Origin of the sequence: Saliniradius amylolyticus, assembly GCF_003143555.1 — a bacterium.
Lineage (GTDB): Bacteria > Pseudomonadota > Gammaproteobacteria > Enterobacterales > Alteromonadaceae > Saliniradius > Saliniradius amylolyticus.
On sequence record NZ_CP029347.1, the window covers coordinates 2,651,496 to 2,674,582 of the forward strand.

The following is a 23,087-nucleotide window of genomic DNA, read 5'->3' on the forward strand; positions in this document are numbered from 1 at the left end:
TTGAACTTGTTCGTCAGTACTTAGCGGAACTCCAGGCTATTCTTTAATGCGCCGAATCTTGGCACCCAAGCCCCCAAGCTTAACTTCGATCTGCTCATAGCCGCGATCCAGATGATAGATACGATCGACAATGGTTTCCCCTCGGGCCACCAAGCCGGCGATCACTAGGCTAGCCGACGCTCTTAAATCGGTCGCCATGACCTGCGCTCCCTTAAGCTTAGAATTGCCTTTGCAGACCGCACTGTTAGCCTCAAGCTCAATGTCGGCACCCATGCGATGTAACTCCGGCACATGCATAAAGCGATTCTCGAAGATGGTTTCGGCCACCACTCCCGTGCCATTGGCCACACAGTTTAAGGCGACAAATTGGGCCTGCATATCAGTCGGAAATCCTGGATGCGGAGCCGTGCGAATATTGACGGCCTTTGGTTGACGATCTGCCATATTGAGCTCGATCCAGTCATCGCCGGTATCCACCTGTGCTCCTGCCTCTCGCAGCTTACTGATCACCGCTTCCAGTGTACGGGGCGCGGCATTAAGACAACGAATATGACCTCTGGTGGCCGCAGCGGCTACCAGGAATGTGCCCGTTTCGATTCGATCGGGCAATACGGCATGCTGACAACCAGACAGTTTGGCCACGCCTTCGATGATGATCTTATCGCTTCCCGCCCCACTCACCTTGGCGCCCATGGCATTCAGGCAGTTGGCCAGATCGACAATTTCAGGCTCACGGGCGGCGTTTTCAATGGTGGTTGTGCCTTCTGCAAGCACCGCCGCCATCATCAGGTTCTCCGTGGCTCCCACAGACACCAGATCCATGAAGATGTTGGCGCCTTTCAGGCGACCATCCACTGATGCCGTAATATAACCGGCTTCAACCTCGATCTTCGCACCAAGCTGCTCCAAACCAGTCAAATGCAGATTGACCGGGCGAGCCCCAATGGCGCACCCTCCGGGCAGCGAGACCTGAGCCTGGCCGAATTTGGCCAGCATGGGACCCAATACCAGAATTGAGGCCCGCATGGTTTTAACCAGCTCGTAAGGGGCTACCAGGTTGTCCACGCCAGAGGCGTCGATCTTTGCTTGTCCCTTCTCAAATGCAACCTTGGCTCCCAGCTGTTCCAATAAAGCCAAACTGGTTTTTACATCTCTCAGAGAGGGCACATTGGAAAAGATACAGGGCTGGTCTGTTAGCAGGCTGGCAATCAGCAATGGTAAGGCGGCGTTCTTCGCCCCTGATATAGTGACATCACCTGACAGAGGGCCGTTGCCGGTTATCGATAATTTTTCCATCAACAGCTACTCCGGCATTAACAGCTTGCGTTCACGCTGCCATTGTTCGGGAGTAAACGCCTTGATGGTCAGGGCATGAATGCTGCCGTCGGCGATCAACGCTGACAGGGGCTTGTATACCAGTTGTTGCTTCTTAACTCGGGAGACACCGTCGAAGACATTACCAACGGCGATAACCTGAAAGGTGGCACCTTCACCGGACACATGGACTTCATCCAGCGTCAGAGCCTCATTCAGTAATGCTTTTATCTGATCATGCATAGAATAATGGCAGAGATTGATTAATGGTGCGGCCTATTGTAACGGTAAAAGGCGGTCTACGTCGCTGATTTTTGCCAGTTTTAGCAAGAGTTCGGGCACAGATTGATAGGTCAGCTCGGTTTTCTGCTCTCGACTCTCCGCCACCAACGCCAGTAACCAGGCCAGTCCGGCAGTATCCGTATGCTCCAGAGCACCCAGATCGATACTGACTGAGTCTTGCTGCCAAAACGCCTCCGGCGAGGCAGGCAAACTGACCACCGTGTCCCGATTCAGTTGCCCCTTGAGCTGGAATTGCCCCTCGCCCTGCTCCACCAGCTCTACCTGACTCATTCCTTGCTGCCCTCTCGCTTCAGGTTAATGTCCTGCTCGTTTTTCTCGCGCATCTTAGCCATCACGGCTTCAATACCTTCCTGGCGTAAAAGAGGCTCCATTTCACTTTGCTTACTGGAGAGCATGCTGATGCCTTCGGCCACCATGTCGTAAGCTTTCCATTGCTCGGTCTGGCTGTCTTTACGGACCTTGAAGGCAATCTTGATATCAGGTCGTCCATCTTCTTTCACCAGCGCGCGCACGGTCACGACCTTTTCGCCATCGTATTGCATACCCTGCTGAAACACGACTTCCTGCTCATCATACTGAGCCATGGCCAGAGCATAAGTCGTCACAAGATATTCGCGAAACACCTTAATGTACTCACCTAACTTTTCTCTTGGCACAGATTTAAAGTGACGCCCTAACACCTTAAGGGCAGCAAATTTATAGTCCACGTAGGGTAACAATTCCTGTTCGACGATGGTGCGCAGATGATCGGGGTTACTCTCTATGGTATCGCGCTGCTGCTTGATGCGATTAAACGTCTTATCCGCCACTCCCTGAATAAGCTGATAAGGATTTTCGGTATCTTGTGCCTGAGCCGGGCTGATGGCCATCACCATCGAAAGTAGCACTCCAATCAGGCCGGTTGTCGTCATTAAGCGTTTCATGCTGTCTCCCACTGCGGATTAGTCGTTACCCTGACTGAACAGGAATTGGCCGATCAGCTCTTCCAATACCAAAGCGGATTTCGTATCGGCGATAAAGTCACCATCTTCAAGCATGCCGTCATCCTCACCGAATGAGAAACCGGGCTGCAGGCCGATGTATTGCTCGCCCAGCAGACCAGAAGTCAGAATAGACGCCGAGCTGGTCTCTGGAAACTCGTTGTAATCGGCCGAGATCACCATGGTAACGACCGGGGTAAAATTATTCTTGTCCAGACTGATGTCACCAACCCGGCCGATCACCACCCCACCGACTTTAACTGGCGCTCGGACCTTTAACCCACCGACGTTATCGAACTTGGCTTTTAATGTGTAAGTTTCACCATCGGTGCTAACACTGGTATCGGCCACTTTCAGAGCCAGCATAACCGCTGCCGCCACTGCCAGCGCCACAAACAGCCCCACGAATATTTCAATTTTCCTTGAGTTCATTACTTTCCTCAGCGATTAACTTGTACCAAACATCAACGCGGTTAACACAAAATCCAGTCCCAGCACCGCCAGTGACGAATACACCACCGTTTGAGTGGTGGCCTGACTAATGCCTTCGGAGGTGGGGATGGAGTCATAGCCTTTAAAGACGGCAATCCAGGTCACCACAAAGGCAAAAACAACGCTCTTGATGACGCCATTTAGAATATCGTCATGCAGATCCACCGCCGACTGCATAATGGACCAGAAGCTGCCCGCATCCACCTGGAGCCATTCCACGCCAACGGCATGGCCACCAAGAATACCCACCGCACTGAATATCAGCGCCAACAGAGGCATGGCGATCACTCCTGCCCATAAACGCGGCGCGATAATCCGACGTAAAGGATCTACGGCCATCATCTCTAAACTGCTCAACTGCTCTGTGGCCTTCATCAGACCGATTTCGGCAGCCAAAGCCGAACCAGCACGACCAGCGAACAACAATGCCGTCACCACAGGTCCCAACTCCCTGAGCAGCGATAAGGCCACCATGGGTCCCAGACTTTGTTCGGCGCCATAATCCACCAATACAGTATAGGCTTGCAGTGCCAACACCATGCCGATAAAGGCGCCGGAGACGATGATGATTAGCAGCGACTGTACACCCACCACATAGATCTGCTTAATCAGCAGCGGAAAATGCTTTATCGGCCGAGGGCGCGCAAATACTGCCCCACTTAATAACTGCGTGGCTCGACCCATCGCCGCCAACCGCGCTATGGTATTGCGCCCTATGGACGCCAACCAATCCATCATAGCCGCTCCATCAACTGAGTTTCCAAATCCGGTGCCGGATAGTGATAGGGGACCGGCCCGTCAGCCTGTCCCTGCATAAATTGCTGCACTAATTCAGAGTCACTGTTGCGAATCTGATCAGGCGTGCCCTCTCCTACGATCTTCTTATCAGCCATAATGTACACATAGTCGGCAATAGTCATCACCTCATGCACATCATGAGTGACCACCACGCTGGTCAGATCCAGGGCATCGTTTAATTCTTTAATCAGCTTCACCAAGACGCCCATAGAAATGGGGTCCTGCCCCGCGAAAGGCTCATCGTACATAATCAACCTGGGGTCCAGAGCAATCGCCCGGGCCAGAGCCGCCCGACGAGCCATACCACCCGACAGTTCACTGGGCATAAAATCAATCGCACCTCGGAGACCCACTGCCTGTAACTTCATAAGTACGATGGTACGGATCAAAGACTCGGACAACTCAGTGTGCTCACGCAAGGGAAAAGCGACGTTATCGAACACCGACATATCGGTAAATAACGCGCCACTTTGAAACAGCATGCTCATTTCCCGGCGTACCTCATACAACCGGCTGCGCCCCATTTTCGGAATAGACTCACCCCTGAACAGAATATCGCCGGAGTCCGGCTTCAGCTGCCCGCCAATAAGCTTCAGGAGCGTGGTTTTACCTATACCACTGGGCCCCATGATGGCCGTCGTTTTGCCCTGCGGAATCCGCAGTGAGACCTTGTTATAGATCTGACGATCGGCGCGGGAAAAGCAGAGATCTTCGATTGTGATTAAATCATCCATTGTTAGCCCAGTTTATTTCCTGCGATTGTGCCAAACTGCCACCTGGCCGGTATTCTACGTGTTCTCTATGTGGTTGTACAAAATCAAAAAGTAACCAGATGTATCCGATTTTTACGATCGATTACGCCCATATGGTAAACGATAGTGTTTACATTTTACAATACTGGCATTCACCACGGCCAACACATAGGCAAGGACGGCAATTTCTGCGACAATGACTTATCTCACATTTTGTCCGGACCGCTTGGCAGCCTTCGGAGTAACAAGATCTTATGGCAGTGATACAGACCCCTTATCAAAGCATTGAGAGTCAATTACTGGAACAGTGCCGTCATTTACGTCTGCTTGCCTTCGATGTGGACGGTATTTTTTCCGATGGCCGTATCTATCTGGGCAATAATGGCGAAGAGCTCAAGAGCTTTCATACTCTGGATGGTTACGGCATTAAGAGTCTGCTCAAACAGGGCTTGGTAGTGGCGGTGATCACGGGTCGCCGCTCCGGGCTGGTGCAGCAACGCATGCAGTCGCTCGGCGTGGAACATATTATTCAGGGCGAAGAAAACAAAGGGGCGGCGTTGAGAGAACTCATTACCAACTTGGATCTCCAACCTGAGCAAGTAGCCAGTATGGGCGACGACATGCCGGATTTGCCCATGTTTGAACTGAGCGGCCTGAGTTTCAGCGTCCCTGGCGCTCATCCTCTGGTTCAACAGCAAGCCGATTATATTACCCTGCGCCAGGGAGGCTATGGCGCCGTGCGCGAAATCTGCGACCTGGTGCTACAAGCCTTGGGACAGTTACATCAGATTCAGGGTAGCAGCGTATGAGTCGTATTAGCCTGAGCATTATTCTGCTGTTCTTGCTGGTTGTGCTCACCGCAAGTCTGGGATGGTTTACCGATACCGGTCCCCGCCCTAAGCAAACTCGGGAGGATTATCTGCGTCCCAATTACGAAGCCAGTCGTATGCAAACCCGGCTTTACGATGCCAGTGGGCAGCTAACCCATCGCATCGACGCTCAGAAAATGGAGCACTATGACGCACTGGGCTTTACCCTGTTCCAGCAACCGGACTACTGGCTTTATGATGGTCAGCTCACCCAGCCCTGGCACATTCAGGCCGAACAGGCCACTTTGCATAGCGATCAACGATTGCAACTGGATGGTCAGGTGGATGTGACTAATGCCGCAGAGGATAGCTTTGTGAGGCGTATAGAGACCGAGTTTATGCAGATAGATTTAAAGGACAAACTGATGCACTCTGATCAACCAGTGCTGATCAGTGGCGAAAGCTATCAGATTAAAAGTAATGGTATGAGCGGCGATATCCGCGATAAAGCGTTCGAGTTATTAGATCATGTACAAACCCAATATGATACCCAGCCTTAAACACAACCTGTTGTTATGCCTACTGGCTTGTGGCGGCGCTCAGGCCACCGAAGGCGACTTTCAACAACCGATACAGGTGAGCTCCGGTTCCCAGTTTGTGGACGGCAAAAACAAAACTTCAGTATTTAAAGACAATGTTCGAATCGAACAAGGGTCACTGCTGATCCAAGCCGACGAAGTTGAAGTGATCGCCAGCGAAGGCAAGGGCAAGGAAGTTTTTATTGCCACAGGCAACCCCACAACCTACTCCCAGCTTATGGAAGATGGCAGTCGCATCTCAGCATCAGCACAGCGGATCCAGTATCGGGTCAATGGTCGCCAGATCGCTCTGGAAGGCCAGGCCCAGTTCCAGCAAGACAACAGCATGGTCAAGGGTGACAGGATCATCTTTGACATGGATGCCGAGCAACTTCTGGCTGAGGGCAGCAAGCAGGGTGAAGAGCGGGTCACTACGGTCTTCCAACCGGAGGAAAAAGCCGCCGGTAACGACAACCAAAACCAGAAAGAGCCACAGGAACCTTGAGCCCATGCCTACGTTAAGCGCGGCCAACTTGGCCAAATCTTACAAAAACCGTCAGGTGGTCAGGGATGTCAGTTTAAGCGTCTCCACCGGCCAAATTGTCGGACTGCTGGGGCCAAATGGTGCCGGTAAAACCACCACTTTTTATATGATTGTCGGCTTGGTGCCTCTGAACAAAGGCCAAATCCGCATCGACGATGACGACCTGACCCTGGAACCCATGCACGTGCGAGCGCGCAAAGGCATCGGCTACTTGCCTCAGGAATCATCCATCTTTCGTAAGCTGACGGTACACCAGAATCTGATGGCAATCCTCGAGACCCGTAAAGATCTGGATAAAGATCAGCGCGAAGCCCTGGCCGACGAACTGCTGGATGAATTTAACGTCAATCACATTCGTAATAGTCTGGGTATGAGCCTGTCCGGCGGTGAGCGCCGACGGGTTGAGATAGCCCGCGCCCTGGCCGCCAACCCCAGATTTATACTGTTGGATGAACCCTTCGCCGGTGTGGACCCTATCTCGGTCAGCGACATCAAGAAGATCATTCATCACCTCAGAGACCGAGGGATTGGGGTTCTCATTACCGACCATAATGTGCGCGAAACTTTGGATGTGTGTGAAAACGCCTATATTGTCAGCCACGGCGAACTCATTGCTCAGGGCAGCGCCGAAGAAGTACTGAATAACAAGCAAGTCAGAGATGTATACCTGGGCGAACAATTCAGGCTATAGTTAGTCTGTAAAAACGAAAAAATAGCCCCATAACAATACACAGGTTTACGGAATTACGAATCATCCATGAAGCCGTCGTTACAGCTAAAATTCAGCCAACAACTGACTATGACCCCACAGTTGCAACAGGCCATTCGCCTGCTGCAGCTCTCAACGCTGGATCTGCAACAGGAGATTCAGGAAGCGCTGGATTCAAACCCGCTATTGGAAGCCGAAGATGGTATGGGTGAGCAGAGCCTGGAAGACCAGGCCGAAAGTCGGCAAAAAGACTCCGACAACGTGGATACCAACGAGGCCCTGAAAAGTCAGGAGATGCCCGATGACCTGCCCATGGATACCACCTGGGACGAATACTACAGTGCTACGCCTGCCCCCGTTTCGTCGGCTCCAGTGGGCGGTGATGATACCGTCTATCAGGGGGAAACCAGCGACAGCATTCAGGACCATTTGCTGTGGCAAATGCGCCTGAGCCATTTTAGCGACACCGATACCAGTATCGCGACGGCGATCATCGATGCCATTGACGATACCGGCTACCTGACCCTCTCTGCCGAAGACATCCTCGACAGCCTGAATGATGATGAGGTGGATCTGGATGAGGTGGAGTGCGTGCTGAAACGAATTCAGCGTTTCGATCCTGTCGGCATTGGCGCCCGCACCGTACCCGAATGCCTGTTGGTCCAGCTAAGTCAGTTTGCGCCCGATACACCCTACCTGGAACAGGCGAAGGCCATTATTCTTGAGCACAGTGAACTGTTAGGCAGTAAGGACTATCGCACCCTGATGCGCAAAACCCGCTTGAAGGAGGATGATCTGCGTGAGGTGATGCGCCTGCTGCAAACCTTGAATCCCAGGCCGGCCAGTGCCGTAGTGCAAAATCAGCCCGAATATGTGATTCCGGATGTCGCCGTCAACAAAAAGAACGGCCGCTGGGTGGTAGAGCTAAACCCCGACAGTCTTCCCAAACTGAGCGTCAATCAGCAATACGCGGCCATGAGCCGAAATGCCAAAAACGCTAGCGACAGCCAGTTTATAAAGTCCCACATGCAGGAAGCCAAGTGGTTTATCAAGAGCCTGGAGAGCCGCAACGACACCCTCCTCAAGGTGGCCAGCTGTATTGTTCAGCATCAGCAAGGCTTCTTCGAACATGGCCCTGAAGCCATGAAACCATTGGTACTTAATGATGTCGCAGAAATGGTGGACATGCATGAATCCACCATCTCGCGGGTAACAACTCAAAAATACATGCATACGCCCAGAGGCATCTTTGAGCTTAAGTACTTTTTCTCCAGTCACGTGGCCACAGAGACCGGCGGCGAATGCTCGTCCACCGCTATTCGGGCCTTGATCAAGAAATTGGTGGCAGCAGAAAACCCTGCCAAACCATTGAGTGACAGCAAGATTGCGCAATTGTTGGCCGAACAGGGCATTGTGGTAGCCCGGCGGACAATCGCAAAATACCGGGAGTCATTACTGATCCCATCCTCAAACCAACGAAAGAGTCTGGTCTGACAGACTCACCGATAGAAGGAAGAGGCATTATGCAAATCAACCTTACTGGTCATCACGTTGACATCACCGACGCCCTTCGTGACTATGTGGATAGTAAGTTCACCAAACTTGAGCGACACTTCGACCACATCAATAATGTCCACGTTATTCTTAACGTTGAAAAACTGACGCAAAAAGCTGAAGCAACCCTGCACCTGAAAGGGGGCGAGGTGTTTGCCGATGCATCCGACTCCAATATGTATGCGGCCATTGATGGCCTGATCGACAAGCTTGACCGACAGGTGATAAAGCACAAGGAAAAAATGAAACGTCACTAATCAACCGAATGTAGTGTGACATGAACATAAAAGACCTTTTACCCCCTGAGTGCACCCTGTGTCGCACTCAGGGTTCCAGTAAGAAACGAATTCTACAAACCATTAGCGATATTGCGGTCGACTACTTGCCCGGCTTAGAGGAAGACGACGTCCTCGGCAGCCTGATTTGCCGGGAGAAGATGGGCAGTACCGGCATCGGCAATGGCATCGCCATCCCCCATGGGCGTCTGTCCGGGCTGACCAAGGTGCTGGCGATTTTGGTCACCACAGACAGCCCCATCAGTTATGACGCTGTTGATGATAAGCCTGTAGATATTTTCCTGGCTCTGCTGGTACCCGAAGACCAGGCCGAAGGCCATCTGCAGACTCTGGCCGCCATCGCTAGTCGATTGAACGATAAAGGCGTGGTGCAAAAGCTGCGTCAGGCCCACTCTGATCAGGAACTCTACGAGGCGATTACTTGAAACTTATTATCATCAGTGGCCGCTCTGGCTCAGGCAAGTCTATCGTTTTGAGGGCACTGGAAGATCTGGGCTACTACTGCGTGGATAACATTCCAGTAAACCTGCTACCCACCCTGACCCATACTGTGGTGGACGAATACGACCAGGTAGCCGTATCCATCGATGTGCGCAACCTGCCTAAAAACCCCGATGATTTGGTAGAAATTCTGGATTATCTTCCGGCCAGTTGGGAACTGACCATTCTCTATCTGGATGCCAGCGATGACGTGCTGGTAAAACGCTTTAGCGAAACCCGGCGCTTGCACCCCTTATCCAAAAATAGCATATCCCTGACCGACGCCATTCAGACGGAGAAAGATCTCTTAGTTCCCATTACCGAACGCGCCGACCTCTATATCGATACGGGCGAGTTAACTGTCCACCAGCTGGCCGAACTGGTACGGGAGAGAATTCTGGGCAAGAAAAGCTCACGGTTGGTACTGGTGTTTGAATCTTTCGGCTTTAAGCACGGTATTCCCAAGGACGCCGATTATGTCTTCGACGCCCGTTTTCTGCCCAATCCCCACTGGGAACCCGACCTTAAGCCTTTGACCGGAAAAGACCCTGAAGTAGAGGCTTTCCTGGGCGGCGAAACCATCGTCACCAAGTTTATCTGGCAAATACAGAACCTGATCGCCACATGGCTGCCTCACTTAGAGCGCAATAACCGTAGCTATGTGACTATTGCCATCGGCTGCACCGGTGGCCAGCATCGCTCAGTGTATGTGGCCGAATGCCTGGCGCGCAGCTTTAAGGTGACCCATCCGGATGTGCAGATCCGGCACCGGGAACTGGCTCGACAGGAAGCCCATGAAAATTGAAAAAACACTCACCATCATCAATAAACTGGGCCTTCATGCCCGGGCCGCAACTCAGTTAGCGAAGTTAACGAACCAGTTTGATGCGACTGTCACTCTTTATCAGGGCGATAAGTCAGCCAATGCCAACAGTGTGTTAGGCCTGATGATGCTGGAGTCTTCTCAGGGTAAAGAAGTACGGGTGATCAGCGAAGGCGAAGACGCGGAAGCGGCCATGGCTGCGGTGGAGCAGCTGATCCAGCAAAGATTCAACGAGTCCGAATAGTAAAATAACTGCTGATCTTAACCGCCGCTTCCTCTAAACTATAAGTCAAATCAATAGCTTGCAGGCAGTAAAACGGCATGGAAGAGGACTTTGAAACTCAATCCTCGTCGCAGCAGTTAGAGGCCATTAACGAGGCCTTAAGCAGCGGCATGTATGTGCATGTGCGCAAGATGCTGCACCACATGCCTGCCGCCGATGTCGCTTTCCTGCTCGAGTCTTCTCCTTCCAAGACTCGGGCCGTGCTCTGGCAATTGATCGATCCCGATTTCCACGGTGATGTGCTCGAAGAGCTGTCCGAGGATGTGCGTAATGGCATCATCCGTCAGATGATGCCGGAGAAACTGGCCGGCGCTTTGGAAGACATGGATACCGACGACCTGGCCGAACTGCTGCGCGGCCTGCCGGATACCATCTTCCAGGAAGTACTCAAATCCATGGATGAGCAAGATCGGCAACGGGCCGAGCAGGCCCTGTCCTTTGGTGAGGACACTGCCGGTTTCATCATGAACACGGACACCATCACCCTGCGTCCGGAAGTCACCATCGATGTCATATTGCGTTACCTACGCCTGAAAGGTGATCTGCCCAAAGACACCGACGCCTTCTATGTGGTGAACCGTCATGACAAGCTTATCGGTATTGTGCCATTGACCCGATTGCTTACCGCCACCTCGGATATGACCATCGAAGAGCTTATGAACGAGGAGCCTGAGACGATCCCGGCGGATATGCCCGAAGGCGAAGTGGCGAAGCTGTTCGAACGGTACAACTGGGTGTCGGCACCGGTCGTGGACGAAGATAACCATCTGCTGGGCCGTATCACCATTGATGACGTCGTGGACATTATCCGCGAAGAAGCCGAACACTCCATGATGAGCATGGTGGGTTTGGATGATGAAGAAGATACCTTTGCTCCGGTGCTAAAAAGTACCCAGCGTCGCTCTATCTGGCTGGGTGTGAATCTGGTGACCGCCCTGATGGCCGCCATGGTCAGCGACCTGTTCGAGGCTACCCTGAGTCAGTTAGCCGTCTTAGCCATCCTCAACACCATTGTCCCAAGCATGGGCGGGGTGGCGGGTAATCAAACCCTAACCCTGGTGATCCGCGGTATGGCTCTGGGCCATGTGGGCACCAGTAACGCTCGTTGGCTGATTAACAAGGAGCTGGCTATCGGAGCCTTAAATGGCGTGATTTGGGCGGTACTGATCGCCGGTGTCATCGCCTTGTGGAAGCAGGACCTGGTACTCGGCGGCATCATCGCCTTTGCCATGATGTGCAACATGTTCGCCGCCGGTCTGGCCGGTGCCACCTTGCCACTGATCATGAAGAAGATGAACATCGACCCTGCTCTGGCCGGCAGCGTAATACTGACTACCATCACTGATGTGGTGGGCATTTTCGCCTTCCTTGGCACGGCCACCTTACTGCTGATGTAATTCCCTTTTAACGGTCTTCTAAGTCGTCGCCTGAGCGCCCTGCTCCACTTGAGTCAGGCGACGGAAGAAAAACAGGCTTACCATAATGGCGGCAATGGGAATAACCGAGAAATAAAACGCCGTCTGACCATCGAAACGACCAAAGACAACGCCGGTGATAACGGACCCGGTGGTACCGCCCAGAGCCGAAAAGATCACGATAAGTCCTGTCATTGGTGAGTGCTGCTGCACGGGCAGCGACGACAGCATAATGGAGTTAATCGCCGGATAAATGGGCGCCATGAACAGCCCTATCACGGGCAGTAAGAAAGCCGCAGCCGGAATATTATCCCAGGTGACTTTTACTGAATAGTCAATATCACCGGCCATCGGCATCACCACAAGAATCAGCACCGCCATCACCACCAAACAGACATTCAATAGCCAGTACCAGTTAAAGAACTTCATCAGCGCCCCTGCCCCTAAGCGTCCGAATGCCAGACAGGCCGCGAAAATACTGGTGATCTGTACACTGATGTCGGTCGGCAGATTCAGCACCTCGTTATTGAAGGTGGGCAACCACGTGCCAATGCCCTGTTCGATCAGCACATACAAAAAGGCCGAAATAATAAACACCATCACCAATGGCTTGTACGTAAGCTTAAGCATGGCGATAAACTCTCTGACCGGCATGGGCTTGCCCTCAGGAACCGGATTTGAGAAAGGCGTCACTAAGAGCAATAACACGTTGATAAAAGACAATCCCGCCAGCCACCAATACACATTCAGCCACCCCAACGAAGACGGATTATCGGCGTCCATAAAGGCACCAAACAACCAGTACCCGGACAAGACCCCCATCATAAACATACCTTCAATCACATTCATGACCGAGGCATGCTGCTGACGGTCGTCGGTAATCAATCCTACCGTCGAATACAGCGAGACTTTGACCATGCCAAAAGCGCTGCCCACGATAAAAAACAACACCTTGGACATTAAGAACCCAGGAATCACGGGCATTAACAAACAAGCCAGACCAACGGCTGTAGTGCCCACCAGCATGGCGCGGCGATAACCAAAGCGTGGTAGGTAAGCCGCCACCAGAAATGACACTAAGGCAATGGGTAAATCTTTAAAGCCTTCCAGCACACTGGCGGCTTCTTTACTCACCTGATAGGAGTTGATCACCTGTAAGATGACCGTGCCCACACTGTTCAGCAGTATGGCAAACACAAAGTAAGTCATGATCAGGGCCAGTTTTACACGCAATCGATTTTCTATCATGGCAACTCCACAGGCTGGCGGCTTTATCTCAATTCCAGTTTACGGTAAATTAACATTATTGCAATCGATTGCAAAACAATTACACTAGAGCCATCGATCATCAACAATGGCTCTGGAATATGATTAATGCCACTCACTCCCCGAAGTTCGCCGTCGAGCCCTGGCACCTGACCAGTAAGCAGCAGCAGTCCGGCAATCCGCAGCTGGAAGAAACCTTGTTTGCTTTAGCCAATGGTTATATTGGCAGCCGGGGCACCGATACCCAGGCTCCCGAAGCAGGCCAACCTCACTGTGAAGGCACCTACTTAAACGGTGTTTACAGTCGCGAGCCCATTCAGTACGGGGAAAAAGCCTATGGTTATGCCAGTCATAACGACAAAATTCTGCAGGTTCCCAACGGCAAGCGACTGGACATTTGGGTAGACGGACAGCCGCTTACGACAGCCAATGCCATTGCCGATGAACAACGTCTGGATATGAGCGACGCCACCCTGACCCGTACGACCCAGTGGACGCTCACTAATGGTCACAGTCTGACTCTCACCTGCCAGCGGCTGGTATCACTGGCAGAAAGCCAGCTAATGGTGCAACGGCTTGAGTTTAATTACCAGGGCCCCTCAGTCACCCTGGAGGTAAGGTCTCTACTGGATGCCGATTACGGCGTAAAGTTCGATAGTGACGATCCCAGAGCCGGTCAATTAAATATGGCCGAGAACCTGACGCTGCAAGACAGCCAGGTAGACGATACCCGTACCTGGATGCGCCACCGGGTCAACCACACCCCGTTCATTATCGACAGCGCTACGGCATTGCATTTCTCACGCCCCCCAGAACAGAGCGAGGTGCAGCAGCTCCCAGCTCAAGTGGGGCAGACACTGCGTTTCCATCTGGATGGTAAGCCCTTAATCCTGGAGAAGCATGTCGCCTACCGTCACCAGGGCCCGGGCGATCAGGGTTTGAGCGAGGTGGAGCAAGTATTGGACAAGGCTCTGAGGCTGGGCTGGGAGGGAGCCTACCAGGACCATCAGCGGCAGGCGGAAGCTTTCTGGCACAGCAGTCAGGTCAGTATTGACGGTGATGATGCCCTCGAACAGGGCTTGCGATTTAATATGCTGCACCTGTTTATGTCCACCGGCCGCAGTGGCTTTAACAATATCGGCGCCAAGGGCCTGACGGGTCACGGTTACGATGGGCACTATTTCTGGGATACGGAAATCTACATTCTGGCCTTCTTAACCCACACCAATCCCGAATTGGCTAAGCAATGCCTAAAGTATCGTTACCATTATTTAGACGGTGCCCGCCAGCGAGCTCGGACCATGAGTCACAAACGCGGGGCTCTTTTCCCCTGGCGCACCATTGGCGGCGATGAATGCTCGGCCTATTACCCGGCAGGAACAGCCCAATACCATATCAATGCGGCCATTGCCTTTGGCGTCAAACGCTATCTGGATAATACCCATGACTGGGGGTTTATTCGGGAAAACGGTGCCGAGCTGGTCTTTGAAACTGCCCGGCTGTGGCTGGATTTGGGACACTTTAACCCCGCCAGGCAAGACTTATTTTGCATCGACGAAGTGACCGGTCCCGATGAATACAGCGCACTGGTGAACAATAATTTTTATACCAACGCCATGGCTCAGGCTCATCTGCGTTTTGCCGTGCAGATTGCTCACCACCTTAGCCAGCATTATCAAGAGGACTGGCAAAGGTTAGTTTCAGAGCTGGGGCTTGAAGCCCGGGAAGTGGATCTGTGGCACGACGCTGCCGAGGCCATGTACCTGCCCTACGACGAAAGCCGGGGCATCAGTAAACAAGACGATCTGTTCCTGGAGCGGGAGCGCTGGGATTTTGCCAACACCCCGGCTGACCACTATCCGTTGCTGCTGCATTATCACCCTCTGGTGCTGTATCGCCATCAGGTGCTCAAACAAGCCGATGTGATCCTGGCCATGTTCTTGCTCGATGATCGGTTCGACCCGGCTCTGAAACAGCGCAATCTGGACTATTACGAGCCATTGACCACTCATGACTCCACGTTATCGAGCTGTATTCATAGCATTGCATTTGCCGAGTTGGGCCAGTTGCAACGGGCCTATGAGTTTTACCACGATACTGTGCGAATGGATATCGACAATCGCCATGCCAACACCGAGTACGGTATTCACACCGCCTGTATGGCTGGCTCATGGATGGGTATTGTCAATGGTTTTGCGGGCTTGAGGATCAGACACGATGGCCCCTACCTCAGTCCTAGGCTGCCAGAGCAGTGGCAAGGTTATCAATTCCGGTTTCGTTATCTGGACTGCCTGCTGGAAGTGAAGGTCACAGCCAGGAACACCACCTATACCTTGTTGGAAGGCGAGGCGATGACCCTGCACCACTATGACCAGAGTCTGTCTCTGGTCCCGAACCGCCCCAACCAAATAGCTTAGGAGAACGCCATGATCACCAGCTTTATTTTTGATTTGGACGGCGTCATCACCGACACCGCCGAATTCCACTTTAAGGCCTGGTCCGCCCTGGCCAACAAGTTGGATATCCCATTCAGTCGCGACGATAACGAACAGCTAAAAGGCGTAGATCGCATGGGCTCGTTGCAGTTTATTCTCGACAAGTCCGATCAATCATTTTCCGAGACTGACAAGCAGGCTCTGGCCGATGAGAAAAACACGCTCTATCAGTCCATGCTGGATACGATGCAACCATCGGATATTTTCCCCGGAGCCCGCGAGTTGTTAGAACAGCTGCGTGCCAGGGACTTTAATATCGCCCTCGCATCCGCCAGTAAAAACGCCCGCCGCGTTCTGGACTGTTTACAAATCACCGACGCCTTCGACTATATCGTCGATGCCGCCAACGTCCGCTATGGCAAGCCCGACCCTGAAACCTTCCTGACCGCTGCTCAGGGGCTGAAAGTAGCGCCTTTGGAATGTGTGGGCATTGAGGACGCTCAGGCAGGACTGGAGAGTATTATCGGTGCCGGTATGCACTCGGTGGGCATCGGTGATGCCAAGACCCTGAAGCGAGCAGAACTGGTCTACCCCAGTATCGCCGCTCTTAATCTGAACGAGGTTTTGGCCCTCGGTCAGTCGTCGTAACGGCGGCTAGACTCACGCACCTGCAACTGAACATCCAGTACCTGAGAGCGCGGGCTCTTGCCCGCCAATTTTTCCAGCACCTTGCGCACCAGCAAACGACCGCCTTCGGCTGTGTCCTGCCGTATGGTACTGAGAGAGGGATGGCAGAACATGGACATGGCCACGTCGTCAAACCCTACCACCGCCACATCCTGAGGAATGCGCTTTTTCGCTTCCACCAGCTTCTTCATAACACCTAGAGCAATCACGTCGCTGACCGCGAAAATACCATCCACTTCGGGCGCATCCCTGAGCAGCGAGATGGTACTGTCGTAGCCAGACTCACTGGTAAAATCCGTATCCAGGCACAGGCGTTTATCCAACTCTATCCCTGCCTGTTCCAGCGCCAGACAGTAACCCTGCCAACGCTGCTCCATTTCCGACTGACCGATATCGCCCAAGAAAGCAATATGGCGGCATCCTTGATTGATCAAGTGATTTACCGCCAGAAATGCCCCCATCTTGTTATCACTGCCCACCGTGCAATAACCGGCATCCGGCAAGGGGGCGCCCCAGACCACAAACGGCAGCTGCTCCTCAGCCAGTCGGTCAATACGAACATCATGCTCGCCCTGACCGATCACAATAAGGCCGTCGGCACGTTTAGAGTCAAAGTAATAATCCCGCCAGTCATCTGAGGCGGTACGAGTGTTACTAAGCAGCATATCATAGCCATGCAGGGTCAGTTCATCGGCGATGGCGCCAAGAATATCCAACAGAAAGGGGTCGGAAATGCCCCGTTCGGTGCGCTCTTTAAACAGTACCACGACCGCTATCACTTGGGTGCGCTGAGTGCGCAGGGCTCTGGCCTTGGCATTGATACTAAAGTTCGCCTGCTTAGCCAAATCCTGAATACGAAGACGGGTTTTTTCACTGATAAGTGGGTTATTGTTCAGCGCCCGTGAAACCGTAGATTCAGACACGCCAGCCAGTTTGGCGATATCGGCAATAGTGCGAGGAGGTTGCTGACTCATGATGATTTCATTAAAGCGGTTCGGACCCGTAGCCTAACAGCATTCTCTGGGCCGGCAAAGCCACACAGAAAAGCGCCGCACTCAGGCAGCGGCGCTATGTTCAAACAATACGGCTTCCCTGCCATGTTCTATCGCTTACTCAGAAGAAGTTATATCCGATACTGAGTTTCACTGAACGCGGCATGATGTAGCGTCCGTTAGGCGCGGTGGGGTTACGGGGATCGCCCTCTGTCAGTCCTTCCTTATCAGTCAGGTTATCGACCGAAAGGCGCAGGTTAAGGTTTTCCGTCATGACCCATTTCGCCCCCAAATCTACCTTGGTATAGCCTTCGAGCACCACGGTATTGCCATTATCAGACCAGCGGTCATCCACCGAGGTCAGAGTACCGTATAGGGTGGCATAGTTACCGCCCGCCAGCTCAACGTCGTAACTGGGGGTCACACGGAACTGCCAGCCGGGCTGACGCATGGCTTCGTTCCCCTGGTTGCCATCGGTACTCTCGGCGATTTCGGTGTCCTGAACAGTAGCGTTAAGATTCAGGTTTAACCCAAAGTCAAAAGTGTAGTTGGCGTCTACCTCGATGCCCTGTGACTCATTGACCGTCAGCTCGGCCGGCGCCCCGGGCTGCGAAACAAAGGAACTTTCAACTTCACTCATGAAGGCCGTCGCATAAAGGCTGTAATTGTCCTCAGCCATCTTATAGCCCAGTTCGTATTGCTGAATATCGAAAATCAGATCGTCACCATTGGTGTAAGATCCAAAGTTATCCCGAAAGTCATCGAAATAGGGCATCTTGCTGCCGTCATTAATCCGCGCGAACACTCCTGAGCGATTGGTCAGCATATAGTTGGCGCCAACAGTATAGGAGAAGGTGGTTTCATCGTATTGCACGGCTTTGGTGACTTCACCGTCCAACCCCTCATCGACGGTATACTCAATTTGATGTTTCTCGCTACGCAGTCCGACATCCAACGTGAGCTTATCCGTCGTTTTATGTTCGAAGGCCGTATAGAAGGCTGTGGTACTGCCATCTCCAACGGCGTTGATGTCGTAATTCCAACCACAGCTGTCGGCATTATCGTTACAATCGATTCCGGTCAGGTTTTCTCCGCCTGGGGCGACGACATGATAGGACTGATTACCAAGAGACCACCAGTCCTTGGCTTCGTAATTGGAGTTGTATAGACCAAAGGTCATTGTCAGCGCGTCCAGGTTTTTGGTCAGCGCCAGATCATTAGTAAAGGACTCGATATCTTTTAACACCACCCAGCGACCAATCTGCTGTACCAATGTGTCGCCGCCGTAGGTATCACCGGTCACTAACCCTTCAGCGTCGCTTCCATTATCGGCAACATTAGCCAGTGCCGTCGGGGCGCCGTTAGGAACCAGACCAAAGGTATTAGCTTCCCCTTTGGTGAAGTTAAACCGGTCGGTCAACTCCCAGCCACCTCCTAGCTCTAAGAACACCTTACCGCCTGACACACTGCCATCCCAGCCCCGGCCATTACCGAAGTCGAAGGACTCGCTGGTGCCATTAGGTCCGTATTGGATAGAAGCCTGGCGGTTCAAAGTACCAATCTGGGCATAGTCGTTGTTCACCCCTTCCACCAACGGTGTTGGCAGGTACCAGGTACCATGATCGTCGGTATGACGGGTATAGAAATTCATCTTACCGTTGTCCAGCTCTTTGGTGATATTCACCGTGAACTGATGGCCTTTCTCGGAGTTAAACCCGGCATCACGAATACCCGGTGAGCTCTTTACGTAACCGCCCATCATGTAATAGAGGTCATCACCCAAAGCACCACTGACTACCGCGTCCAAACGCTGAAGGTCATAGTCTGAAGTGGTGTATTTAATCGTGCCCTCGGTAAAGTCCGAGCCTTCCTTCAACATAAAGTTGGTCGTCAGACCCGGCTGACCATTGGAGATCACTGGGTTCGGACCACCTCGTAAAGCCTCCATAAAGGCGATGGTCTCATCCATGCGAAACAGAGTGGAGTTCTCCAGGAAGGAAAGCGTGGGCGGCTGGAAAACCGGCGCACCTTCCAGCTGTACTGTCACAAAAGGCGCATCCCCCGTCCCCGGGAACCCCCTTACAAACACATTTGCCCCAGAGACACCACCAGAACTTTCCGCCCAAATACCAGGTACTGCCTTAAACAGATCCGCCGTACTTTTAGGAGCGAGTTTCTCTATGGCCTCGGCCGATAAGTTAGTGATGGCGAAACTGGCATCCACCTTCCTGACCGAAGTACCAGATGGTGTACCGGTGATAATAATCTGCTCAAAATCTTTTTGCTGTTGCTTTGAGGGCTGCTGGTCACTCTCTTGAGCCAAGGTTGGCGCTGTGGTCAAGGCGGCACTGATAGCCAGCGCCAATGACAATTTTCTGTGTGTCATAGTCTTTTGTCCCGGTGTCGATTAAGTCAAACAAGCTAACGGAGAAAGGGAACCCCATGTACCGTCTAGCTACCGTGGATAAAAATTAGATCACGATGCAATCGATTGCAATAGATGCGTCACAAAAAATATTACTTTTCTTTAACAATTATCATAAGTCACACGGTGAAAGCGCGATAGCGACTAAAAAAGACACAGTCAGCGCACTTTTCAATATTCATGAGTTCTGCAAACCATTAAAAGATCGCAATCGTTTGCAACCTCGGGTTTACAATTATTGTAAATGACAGATCGCGATCTTATTCGGTATTGATAGCAGGAAAAGAGAGAGGGCCAGCCTCAGGCAAGAGGCTGGCAGAAAATGTTGGCTAGTCTGCGTCTTGCTCTGATAGCCATTGGTGCAGCGCTTCCAGGTCTACGCTCAACGCTTGTTCTAACTCCTCCACCCAGTCGTACACATTTTCCCACCAGGCGGGGTGGTCACCCTGTTGAATCTGATTGGCGATCTTCTGGACCCTGGTCAGCCCTACCGATCCTGCCGCGCCTTTGATCTTATGCGCATGGCTACAGACTTCATCCTTATCCTTGGCGCTCAGGTTGGTTTGTAGCTGCTGCATGTAATCGGGCATACTGGTTTCAAACACGCTCACACTCTGACTGACCATCTCAGGGCCGATGTTGTCGATAAGCATCTGCAACATATCCAGATCCAGAACATTGGTTTCCTGAGTAACGGCTTTGGTCTCGGGTAATACGGGTGTATCCGGCTGATCGCAAAACAAGCTATTGACTACTTCTATCACCCGGCTTTTCTTAATGGGTTTGGCGATCACATCGTCCATTCCCTGATTCAGGTATTCCTGTCGTGTTTTGATCACGTTTGCCGTCAGCGCCACAATGGGTGTGCCCAGTACAAGATCTTCTTCGAGCATCTGATTGGCGACATCGAACCCCGTCATGTCAGGCAATTGGATGTCCAGCAGAATAAGGTCATACTGATGCTCTCGGGCCATGTCCAGCGCCTGATTCCCAGTCATGGCTACCTCAACATGCTGACCCAGCTTTTCCAACAATGCCTTCGCCACCATGACATTCAGTTCGATGTCTTCCACCAACAAAATCTTCAGACCCGTGACCTTTATATCGGCCAACTGGGCTGGGGCGTCGGCCAACTTCAGGGGCAGTTCCACCGTAAACGCCGTGCCCTTTCCGACTTCGCTGGAAACACGGATCTCACCACCCATCATATCCACCATCTTCTGGCAGATAGCCAGGCCTATCCCAGTGCCGGTGGCACTCTGATGATCCGGGTGCTTGACCTGATAATACATGGCGAAAATGTTCTTAAGCTCTTGCTCAGGAATACCTACCCCAGTATCTGAAATGGTAAAGGTCACCAGACTCTCACCATGTTTGGGCTCGCCTGCCGCCAGATGGAAACTCACCGATCCTTTCTGAGTGAACTTGACCGCATTAAACAACAGATTCCACAGAACCTGGCGCAGTCGGGTGCCGTCAGCCTCCACAAACTCCGGTAGGGGCTCCTGGTAATCGCTGTGGAAACTGAGTCCTTTGTCGGCCACCAGCAGCTCAATAATACTGCTTAGCTCACCAAAGAAATCGCGCAGATTGACGGTTTTCATCTGCAGTTCAAGCTTATCGCGGCCGAGCTTATCCAAGTCGATAATATCGTTAAAGATATTACCCAGGGTAATGGCACTGGCGTAAATGGTACTCACCCAACTGAATTGTTCCTCGGTCAGTTGAGTGTCTCTGAGCATACGACTTAACCCCACAATGCCATTCAGTGGTGTACGCAGCTCGTGACTGATAGTCGCAATAAAGGCGGTCTTATCCCGGCTGGCTTTTTCCAGCGCCACTTCTGACTGTTTGCGCTCAGTGATATCCCGCCCGAAAGCCAGCAATCCTAAGCGCTGTCCATCTTTGTCGTAAAAAGGCACCTTGCGCATCTCAAACAGGCGCTTGCGACCATCCGCAAACTTAAGCCAAGATTCCACCGTGACCGGCTGATTGGTTTCCAGAATCTCCTGGTCTACCTCGACCACCTGGCGAGCCAGTTCTTCGTCATAGACTTCGTAAGGGGTTAAGCCAATAAGATCAGCTTCGGTCTTACCGGTCATCTGCTCGGCCACCTTGTTACAGCCGGCAAACTTACCTTCTTCATTGCGGTAATAAATCAGGTCCGGGGAAGCATCGATGATGGAACGTAGCAGGGTGGATAGCCGCTGTGCCTGCTGTTCACGCTCACGACGTTCCTGAATCTCCACTTCCAACTCCTCAAACACCTTTTCCCTGTCTTCCTGCGCTTTGCGGCGCTCCTCGACTTCAATATTTAACTGGCGAACATTGTTTTGTAGCTCACGATTCAGAAACACATCTTCTTCCCGAAGCTCTTCCAGCTGAGCAACCACCTCCTTGAGATGAAGCCGGCTCTTATCCAATTGGTTCACCAGCTCACTGAAGAAGTACAGCACCCAGGGTGCGCTGAGCATGGTCAGAATAATGGCCGAGACAAAATCCTCCAGATGCACTTCGCCTGACAGGTACATGCGGATGACAAAAGAACCGGCAATAGTGAAAGCCAGGGTCAGAAAAACGAACAGAATACTGATTCTGACCGTGCCAAAACGGCCGATAAAGGTCGCTATACGGATAGCCCAGGAGTCACCGGTTCCGTTGCGCTGCGTGTTCTCACTCATGATAATTCCCCAATAACTGCTGGCCGCATCCTACCAACTCCCGGTTTAAATTGGTACGCAATATAAGCGCAATAATAATTGATAAAGAAACGCATAAAGATGAAATAATTATTCACGCAAAACCGGATTAGCCCCGGGCTCTAGCCAGGTAATGCAGGCCACCACACCCCACCATTAATCGCAATACAACTACCAATAAACACCAACATAAAATTAACAAATAATATGAACATCCTAATGTAGGAAGCATTTATAAAATAAAACCACTATTTTAAATAATCTGTGTTTGACCTGATAACGGGATATGGGTATGTTCTTTACCCCGCCAGACAAAATGCATAATAATTCAGACTGGCGGCATAATAAGAGCAACTAGCCAATACCCTGCAGGTCAAATATAACGCCGAATAAAAAACGGCCTGCACAGTTCAGAACATCGCCCTACCCGACAGCACAGTTGAAGGAGTCATA

General features: G+C 52.0%; 23 protein-coding genes. 12 read left to right on the forward strand and 11 right to left on the reverse strand.

What is annotated here, in order from left to right:
• Positions 1-36: 36 nt before the first annotated feature.
• The 7 genes from murA to HMF8227_RS12460 are packed head-to-tail and all read right to left on the reverse strand — an operon-like array spanning position 37 to position 4,621.
• Entirely contained in the window at positions 37-1,296 is a 1,260-nt protein-coding gene (gene murA, locus HMF8227_RS12430; protein WP_109340479.1) for a UDP-N-acetylglucosamine 1-carboxyvinyltransferase, read from the reverse strand.
• Positions 1,297-1,302: 6 nt separating this feature from the next.
• Complete coding sequence (locus HMF8227_RS12435; RefSeq protein ID WP_109340480.1) at positions 1,303-1,557, reverse strand: BolA family protein; 255 nt, start codon at positions 1,555-1,557, stop codon at positions 1,303-1,305.
• A gap of 33 nt (positions 1,558-1,590) precedes the next feature.
• The gene (locus tag HMF8227_RS12440; RefSeq protein WP_109340481.1) at positions 1,591-1,887 is read right to left on the reverse strand and encodes an STAS domain-containing protein; all 297 of its coding nucleotides are present in this window, start codon (positions 1,885-1,887) and stop codon (positions 1,591-1,593) included.
• The gene (locus tag HMF8227_RS12445) at positions 1,884-2,540 is read right to left on the reverse strand and encodes an MlaC/ttg2D family ABC transporter substrate-binding protein (protein WP_109340482.1); all 657 of its coding nucleotides are present in this window, start codon (positions 2,538-2,540) and stop codon (positions 1,884-1,886) included. Before HMF8227_RS12445 ends, HMF8227_RS12440 begins: the two co-directional genes overlap by 4 nt.
• An 18-nt stretch (positions 2,541-2,558) precedes the next feature.
• Complete coding sequence (mlaD, locus tag HMF8227_RS12450; protein WP_109340483.1) at positions 2,559-3,029, reverse strand: outer membrane lipid asymmetry maintenance protein MlaD; 471 nt, start codon at positions 3,027-3,029, stop codon at positions 2,559-2,561.
• A 15-nt stretch (positions 3,030-3,044) separates the two neighbouring features.
• Entirely contained in the window at positions 3,045-3,824 is a 780-nt protein-coding gene (gene mlaE, locus HMF8227_RS12455) for a lipid asymmetry maintenance ABC transporter permease subunit MlaE (protein ID WP_109341110.1), read from the reverse strand.
• Positions 3,824-4,621: an ATP-binding cassette domain-containing protein gene (locus HMF8227_RS12460; RefSeq protein WP_109340484.1), complete on the reverse strand. Its 798-nt coding sequence runs from the start codon at positions 4,619-4,621 to the stop codon at positions 3,824-3,826. Before HMF8227_RS12460 ends, mlaE begins: the two co-directional genes overlap by 1 nt.
• A gap of 272 nt (positions 4,622-4,893) precedes the next feature.
• Here HMF8227_RS12460 and kdsC point away from each other — a divergent pair, with 272 nt between their 5' ends.
• From kdsC to mgtE, 10 genes are all read left to right on the forward strand, one after another.
• The gene (gene kdsC / locus HMF8227_RS12465) at positions 4,894-5,448 is read left to right on the forward strand and encodes a 3-deoxy-manno-octulosonate-8-phosphatase KdsC (RefSeq protein WP_109340485.1); all 555 of its coding nucleotides are present in this window, start codon (positions 4,894-4,896) and stop codon (positions 5,446-5,448) included.
• Positions 5,445-6,008 carry an LPS export ABC transporter periplasmic protein LptC gene (gene lptC, locus HMF8227_RS12470; RefSeq protein WP_109340486.1) on the forward strand — a complete coding sequence of 188 codons (564 nt, stop codon included), beginning with the start codon at positions 5,445-5,447 and terminating at the stop codon, positions 6,006-6,008. Before kdsC ends, lptC begins: the two co-directional genes overlap by 4 nt.
• The gene (lptA, locus tag HMF8227_RS12475) at positions 5,977-6,531 is read left to right on the forward strand and encodes a lipopolysaccharide transport periplasmic protein LptA (protein ID WP_109340487.1); all 555 of its coding nucleotides are present in this window, start codon (positions 5,977-5,979) and stop codon (positions 6,529-6,531) included. The genes lptC and lptA overlap by 32 nt, the downstream gene beginning before the upstream one ends.
• Positions 6,532-6,535: 4 nt before the next feature.
• The gene (gene lptB, locus HMF8227_RS12480) at positions 6,536-7,261 is read left to right on the forward strand and encodes an LPS export ABC transporter ATP-binding protein (protein WP_109340488.1); all 726 of its coding nucleotides are present in this window, start codon (positions 6,536-6,538) and stop codon (positions 7,259-7,261) included.
• A gap of 66 nt (positions 7,262-7,327) precedes the next feature.
• Entirely contained in the window at positions 7,328-8,773 is a 1,446-nt protein-coding gene (locus tag HMF8227_RS12485) for an RNA polymerase factor sigma-54 (RefSeq protein WP_109340489.1), read from the forward strand.
• A 29-nt stretch (positions 8,774-8,802) separates the two neighbouring features.
• Entirely contained in the window at positions 8,803-9,090 is a 288-nt protein-coding gene (gene hpf, locus HMF8227_RS12490; RefSeq protein WP_109340490.1) for a ribosome hibernation promoting factor, read from the forward strand.
• A 20-nt stretch (positions 9,091-9,110) separates the two neighbouring features.
• On the forward strand, positions 9,111-9,554 hold the full coding sequence (ptsN, locus tag HMF8227_RS12495) for a PTS IIA-like nitrogen regulatory protein PtsN (protein WP_109340491.1): 444 nt from the start codon (positions 9,111-9,113) through the stop codon (positions 9,552-9,554).
• A complete protein-coding gene (gene rapZ / locus HMF8227_RS12500; RefSeq protein WP_109340492.1) occupies positions 9,551-10,414 on the forward strand; it encodes an RNase adapter RapZ in 864 nt (287 codons plus the stop codon). The genes ptsN and rapZ overlap by 4 nt, the downstream gene beginning before the upstream one ends.
• Positions 10,404-10,676, forward strand: coding sequence for an HPr family phosphocarrier protein (locus tag HMF8227_RS12505; RefSeq protein WP_109340493.1), 273 nt, complete (start codon positions 10,404-10,406; stop codon positions 10,674-10,676). The genes rapZ and HMF8227_RS12505 overlap by 11 nt, the downstream gene beginning before the upstream one ends.
• 77 nt (positions 10,677-10,753) lie before the next feature.
• Entirely contained in the window at positions 10,754-12,112 is a 1,359-nt protein-coding gene (mgtE, locus tag HMF8227_RS12510; RefSeq protein WP_109340494.1) for a magnesium transporter, read from the forward strand.
• 18 nt (positions 12,113-12,130) lie between these two features.
• On the opposite strand, the gene HMF8227_RS12515 is transcribed toward mgtE, so the two are convergent.
• Positions 12,131-13,378 carry an MFS transporter gene (locus tag HMF8227_RS12515; RefSeq protein WP_109340495.1) on the reverse strand — a complete coding sequence of 416 codons (1,248 nt, stop codon included), beginning with the start codon at positions 13,376-13,378 and terminating at the stop codon, positions 12,131-12,133.
• Between the two features lie 119 nt (positions 13,379-13,497).
• On the opposite strand from HMF8227_RS12515, the gene HMF8227_RS12520 reads away from it, so the two are divergent.
• Together HMF8227_RS12520 and pgmB are read left to right on the forward strand one after the other, a co-directional pair.
• On the forward strand, positions 13,498-15,813 hold the full coding sequence (locus tag HMF8227_RS12520; RefSeq protein ID WP_109340496.1) for a glycoside hydrolase family 65 protein: 2,316 nt from the start codon (positions 13,498-13,500) through the stop codon (positions 15,811-15,813).
• A gap of 9 nt (positions 15,814-15,822) precedes the next feature.
• Positions 15,823-16,479, forward strand: coding sequence for a beta-phosphoglucomutase (gene pgmB / locus HMF8227_RS12525; protein WP_109340497.1), 657 nt, complete (start codon positions 15,823-15,825; stop codon positions 16,477-16,479).
• On the opposite strand, the gene HMF8227_RS12530 is transcribed toward pgmB, so the two are convergent.
• The 3 genes from HMF8227_RS12530 to arcB form a co-directional block, all read right to left on the reverse strand.
• A complete protein-coding gene (locus tag HMF8227_RS12530) occupies positions 16,467-17,492 on the reverse strand; it encodes a LacI family DNA-binding transcriptional regulator (RefSeq protein ID WP_109340498.1) in 1,026 nt (341 codons plus the stop codon). The genes pgmB and HMF8227_RS12530 overlap by 13 nt on opposite strands.
• 139 nt (positions 17,493-17,631) lie before the next feature.
• Positions 17,632-19,896 (reverse strand): TonB-dependent receptor, encoded by a 2,265-nt coding sequence (locus tag HMF8227_RS12535; protein WP_109340499.1) that lies wholly within the window; start codon positions 19,894-19,896, stop codon positions 17,632-17,634.
• Positions 19,897-20,264: 368 nt separating this feature from the next.
• A complete protein-coding gene (gene arcB / locus HMF8227_RS12540) occupies positions 20,265-22,616 on the reverse strand; it encodes an aerobic respiration two-component sensor histidine kinase ArcB (protein WP_109340500.1) in 2,352 nt (783 codons plus the stop codon).
• Positions 22,617-23,087 lie beyond the last annotated feature (471 nt).